Origin of the sequence: Arcicella sp. BE140, assembly GCF_031456255.1 — a bacterium.
GTDB classification, from domain to species: domain Bacteria; phylum Bacteroidota; class Bacteroidia; order Cytophagales; family Spirosomataceae; genus Arcicella; species Arcicella aquatica.
Map to the genome: position 1 here is coordinate 23380 of NZ_JAVDUE010000029.1, position 6000 is coordinate 29379.

Genomic DNA, 6000 nt, shown 5'->3' on the forward strand with positions numbered 1-6000 from the left:
TAATATAGTTTTTTTATCTTAGAACAATAACGTTATGGGTTTATGTTTATTCTCTTACACCCCAATATTTACAGCAGGGATGTATTGAAAATGGTGTTAAAAAGCAATTACATTCTTTACAACTCATGTCAATATGTCAATTGGCATAAGGTTTGACCGTTTAATAAATCAAATTTGATTGTATAACTTTTAAGTGTAATTTTATGACTTCTGTCATTGTGGCAGAAAATTCCATTTGAATTTGGGAATAATCATTTTGATATATTTAAACTTTTATCCACTTGCTTTAATTATATATAAATACCCATTACCTACACCGTACTATTACTTATTTCCAAATTTGCATAACACATAATATGAGTCTAGATAAAAACTTTTTAAATAATCTTAAACTTGCCGAGATTTCTGATTTCGATGGCATAGAACTAATTCCCCTTGGGTCGGAAGGGGTTGATGATGAAAAACTTGGAAAACTTACCGACGAATTACCAATATTACCAATCCGAAATGTTATTTTATTTCCCGGAATGGTAATTCCCATTACTGTAGGAAGACAAAAATCTGTTAGGCTTGTAAAAAAAGCTTACAAAGGAAATAGAACAATTGGCGTAATTACGCAAGCGAATCCGAATAAAGAAGAACCCGTTGGCGAAGATTTGTACAAAGTAGGAACGGTAGCACATATCATTAAAATGATTGTTTTGCCGGGTGGCAATACTACTATTATTGTTCAAGGACGTAAACGCTTTGAAGTTCAAAACTATATTAAAACTGAACCGAATTTGATTGCCAAAGTAAATTATTTAGAAGATAATTTACCTGCTAAACTCAATAAGGAAAACAAAGCATTGATTCAGTCTTTGCGAGAAATGGCTTCGAGAATTTTATTCTTAAACCCAGAGATTCCTCGTGAAGCCCAAATTGCCTTGGATAATATCGAATCTCCAAGTTTCTTAATTCACTTTTTGTCTGCTAATGTAAATGCCGAATTAGCCGAAAAGCAACAATTATTAGAAACAATTAATGGACTAGACCAAGCCAGAAAATTGCTTGAATTGATGATGACTGATATTGATTTATTGGAAATCAAAAGGGAAATTCAAAGTAAGGCAAGTAGCGATATAGACCAACAACAACGCGATTATTATTTACGCCAACAAATAAAGGTTTTACAAGAGGAACTGGGTGTTGATAGTCCAGAAGCGGAACTTGATAAAATCAGAGCAAAAGGCGTTAATAAAAAATGGAGTAAGGAAGTATCTGATCATTTCCAGAAAGAGCTAGCAAAATTACAACGTACCAATTCGATGTCGGCTGAATATCCGATGTTAATGAACTATGTAGAATTACTAGTTGATTTACCTTGGAATGAAATCACAAAAGATAATTTCGACCTTAAGAAAGCACAAAAGGTACTTGACTTTGACCATTTTGGTCTTGAAAAAGTAAAAGAAAGAATTATCGAATACCTAGCCGTATTGAAAATGAAGGGCAATATGAAAGCCCCAATTTTGTGTTTATATGGCCCTCCGGGGGTTGGTAAAACTTCGTTAGGAAAATCTATTGCAAAAGCATTAGGTAGAAAATATATCAGAATGGCCTTGGGCGGTTTACATGATGAATCTGAAATTAGAGGACATCGTAAAACCTATATCGGTGCTATGCCTGGTAAATTGATTCAGAATATCAAAAAGGCTGGCTCTGCTAACCCTGTATTTATATTAGATGAAATTGATAAGGTTGGTTCAGACCACCGTGGCGATCCGTCTTCTGCCTTACTAGAAGTACTTGACCCAGAGCAAAATAATGCTTTTATGGATAATTACTTAGAGATAGAATATGATTTATCTAAAGTATTATTCATCGCTACAGCCAATTCATTAGATAGTATCCACCCTGCCCTTCGCGACCGTATGGAAATCATTGACATCAGTGGTTATACGATGGAAGAGAAAGTACAGATTGCAAAAAAACACCTTGTCCCTAAGCAAAAAGAAGAGCACGGTTTAGAAAACAAGACGTTAACTATCACAGATGCAGCTTTACAGAAGCTAATAGAAGGTTATACCCGAGAGTCTGGTGTAAGAAAGTTAGAACAACAAGTGGGCAAATTGATTCGTAAAGTGACGAAATCAATTGCGATGCAAGAAGAATATCCGAAGGTTATCAAACCTGAGGAGGTTGTTAAGTTATTAGGACAAGAGTATTTCGATAAAGATTTATACGAAACCAACGATACTGCTGGTGTAGTAACAGGCTTGGCTTGGACACCCGTTGGTGGAGATATTTTATTCATAGAATCAATCTTGAATCGTGGAAAAGGTGGTATTACTTTATCTGGTCAGTTGGGTGATGTCATGAAAGAATCTGCTATGGCAGCACTTTCGTACCTCAGAGCACATGCTGATGAGTATGGAATTGATTACAGAATTTTTGATAACTACAACCTCCATGTTCACGTTCCTGCAGGTGCAGTACCTAAAGATGGTCCGTCGGCTGGTATCACCATGACAACGTCTATTGCTTCGGCTTTAACACAGTGTAAAGTAAAGCCTCATTTGGCGATGACTGGCGAAGTAACGCTTCGTGGCAAAGTGTTGCCTGTAGGTGGTATCAAGGAGAAAATTCTAGCTGCAAAGCGTGCAGGTATTCAAGAGATTATTTTATGTCATAAAAATAGAAAAGACGTTGAAGAAATAACGCCTTCTTATATTTCAGACCTTACTTTCCACTATGTGGATATGGTTGATGAAGTATTACAGATTGCCTTGATGGAAGAAAAGGTTTCCAAACCGATTAACTTTATTTTTCCAGAAGACAAACGAGAAGTAGTTTTGAATTAGTCATAAACATGAGTCATCCCGAATTTTAAAATCATAAAAAAGCGGTCGGAAAACTAATTTCGACCGCTTTTTTATGATTGATGGGCAATGAATTCCTACTGTTTGAGCGGTAGCGAGTTTAGGAATTCTTGAATTTCTTTTGTTACTTTTCTTGTTTCAAGACAAGAAAAGTAAGAACTAGACAATAATATAAGTAGAAAACCTCTCAAATTGCCTCCAAAACGCACAATTTTAGAAAAAATTTGGGATGACTCATGTTTAGTTAATAGTCGATTATTACTTCACCGACAACACTTTAAATTCTGTTCTACGGTTTAGCTGATGCTCTTCTTCTGTACAGTTTACACCATCAGCACATTTGTTTACTAGCTGACTTTCGCCATAACCTTTCGCGACAATTCTGGATGGAGCAATCCCCTTTGAAATGATATAGGCTACTGCTGCATCTGCTCTTCGTTGCGATAATTTAGCATTGTATTCTGCTGTTGCTCTTGAATCGGTATGTGAACCTAATTCTAGCTTAATCGTTGGGTTATCATTTAAGATTTGTACGATTTTATCTAATTCTGGTGAAGCATCACTTCTAATGTTAGATTTATCTAAATCATAATAAATCGGGGCAATCTGAAACAGCTTTGTAATCTCTTTTCCTACTTCTGGCTTATCTAATTTTATCGATGCATAGAAAGTAGTATCTGTTTCTGCTTTCGTTAAAAGTTCTAAAGGAATTGATTTCCCAACCATCGTAAAGGGCTCACGCTTGGTAAAATAGCCATTCTTTTCCGTTACAATTGTGTAAGATTTATCTTCTTCCATTTTCACCTTGCCAAACGTACCTTCTGCTTTGGTATAAATCTCATCAATCGCTTGATTAGTTGAATTATCAATAATTGCCACCTTTACTTCGTCAAGTGGCTGATTATTCATATCGGTAATGCTTCCTGCTAAAAAGTAACGGATAATTTTCTTTTTAGGCGTTTCTTTGGCAATTACTGGTACGTCGTACTTTTTATCAGGCTGTGTATTTTCGTAATAATAAATATCGTCATCTCCTTTCCCTGAATCTCGGTTTGAGGCAAAATATCCTTTTGTAGAATCAATGGCTACTAAACCAAAATCATCAAAACGAGAATTCAATGGAATCCCTAAATGCTCTACCGTGATTTCTCCATTTTTACGAACAGCCACAAATAAGTCTAAACCGCCTAGTCCTGCATGCCCATCTGAAGAGAAATATAATTTTCCGTCCGCAGAAACATAAGGAAACATTTCATCGCCAGCGGTATTAATATCACCCCCTAAATTGATGGCTCTACCGAATCTTCCTGCATTGTCAATATTAGCACGGTATAAATCTATTCCGCCTTTTCCTCCAGCACGGTTTGAACCAAAATAAAGTGTTTTATTATCTGCTGAGAAAGATGGACAACCATCCCACGCCAGTGAGTCTGACACTGAAATCATTTCGGGTTCGGTCCAAACGCCATCTATATTTTTTGAAATGTATAAATCTACATCTGGTGATGCATCCGAACGCTTTCCTGCATTTCCCCTAGCAAACACCATCATTTTACCATCTTTAGAAAATGTTGGCGTTCCTTCATTCGCATTATTTTTAAAGATGGTCGTGCTAAAAAGCGAAGGGTTTCCTAATTCTGTTGGACTATTCAATGAAGCTCTGTATAAGCCTAAGTAAGGCAATCCATTATTTTTATAGATAATATCTTTGCGTGAAGCTGTAAAAATCAAATCATTTCCTTGAATAATGGGTGCAAATTCTGCTCCTGTAGAATTGATATTCAAAGGTTTTAATTCAATATAGGTTTTTTTATTGGCCAAGGCTTCTACTTCTTCTAACTGGTCTATTTCAGCTTGTGCTTTGTTTTTATATATTTTACTAGGCACGCCAGAAAGATATTTCTCGAGATTTTGGGCAGCTTCTTGGTATTTACCTTGCATTTTCTGCGTGGTTGCTAAATGATAACGCAAATCATTTTCTCTACTCCCAGCGGCCAATGCTTTTTCGTAATATTCGCCTGCGAGAATCGCACGGTTGGATAATCGGTATGACTCAGCAATTAAATAATTTGTTTTACCCAATTCGTAATTTGCTGCAGATGCCTTTTGTAATTCTTTAATGGCTAGTTCGTATTCACCATTGTCAAATTTTTTCTGACCTTTTTTAAACGATTGTAGTGCTGAATTACAACTATTCAACAAGATAACCGCTGCGAAAAGAGATATAAGTTGACGAAATTTTTGCATAGTTTTCTTTAAGAGAATTGATTTGATTAATCTGAGAACCTCGTATCTGTGCATTTAGCTCATTACTAAGTTTCAACTTTAATTATTGTCTTTGCTTGGTATTAATATAAAACTGAAAACATTCAGCATTACGGTAAATATAACCATTTTATAAACGAGTTTTTGTCTAAAATGATTGTACTTAATAGATTTTAATTTAGCGTGAGGAATCAAAGCAAACTAAAATCTGAAAAATCACCTCTACGAGCCATCTGTTTTATCTAAAAACACGCTATGATTTACCTATAAATGTTACTAAAAAAATCATCAAAAAAAATATTTGCAAATTTGTACTTTAATAAGTATCTAAAATATAAAATTTATTGTACCTTTGCGAGCCTTTTACTAAAAGGCAGTATTTAAGTTTCTGAAAGTGAATAACTTATTTTTTATTTCTTGATATTTTATCTTGCTAGTAAGCAGCTTAAAAAATTTATTTTACAGCAGTGATGTTGCAATATTTTAACTAAGACATCTACGATTTAGAAAAGACAATATTTCTAAAATCGTTGATAAAATTAACAATGAGAAAGCGAATCGAAAAAGAAGATTTGGGCTTCGAAAGAAGACAACAAACTCGTGAAAGAAAAGACGAGTTAAGCCGCGAATTAGGACGTGAAGTGCCTGCAAGAAGGACTTACGGAGGTGATGCAGAACGCAGACCACAGGGTGAAAAAAGAGAGTTTAGCTCGGAACGCCGTGATTTTAAACCACAAGGTGAAAGAAGAGAATTTAATTCGGGTGAACGTCGTGAATTCAAACCACAAGGTGAAAGAAGAGAATTTAATTCGGGTGAACGTCGTGAATTCAAACCTCAAGGCGAGAGAAGAGAATTTAACTCGGGTGAACGTCG

At 35.4% G+C, this 6000-nt stretch carries 2 protein-coding genes and 1 pseudogene; 2 read left to right on the top strand and 1 reads right to left on the bottom strand.

Annotated elements, in window-relative coordinates; all coding sequences use genetic code 11:
• Positions 1-356 precede the first annotated feature (356 nt).
• Complete coding sequence (lon, locus tag J2Y60_RS24420) at positions 357-2843, top strand: endopeptidase La (RefSeq protein WP_309921915.1); 2487 nt, start codon at positions 357-359, stop codon at positions 2841-2843.
• A 276-nt stretch (positions 2844-3119) separates the two neighbouring features.
• On the opposite strand, the gene J2Y60_RS24425 is transcribed toward lon, so the two are convergent.
• On the bottom strand, positions 3120-5108 hold the full coding sequence (locus tag J2Y60_RS24425; RefSeq protein ID WP_309921913.1) for an OmpA family protein: 1989 nt from the start codon (positions 5106-5108) through the stop codon (positions 3120-3122).
• 563 nt (positions 5109-5671) lie between these two features.
• Between J2Y60_RS24425 and J2Y60_RS24430 the strand changes: the two are divergent.
• Positions 5672-6000, top strand: a pseudogene (locus J2Y60_RS24430) (hypothetical protein); the annotation flags it as partial.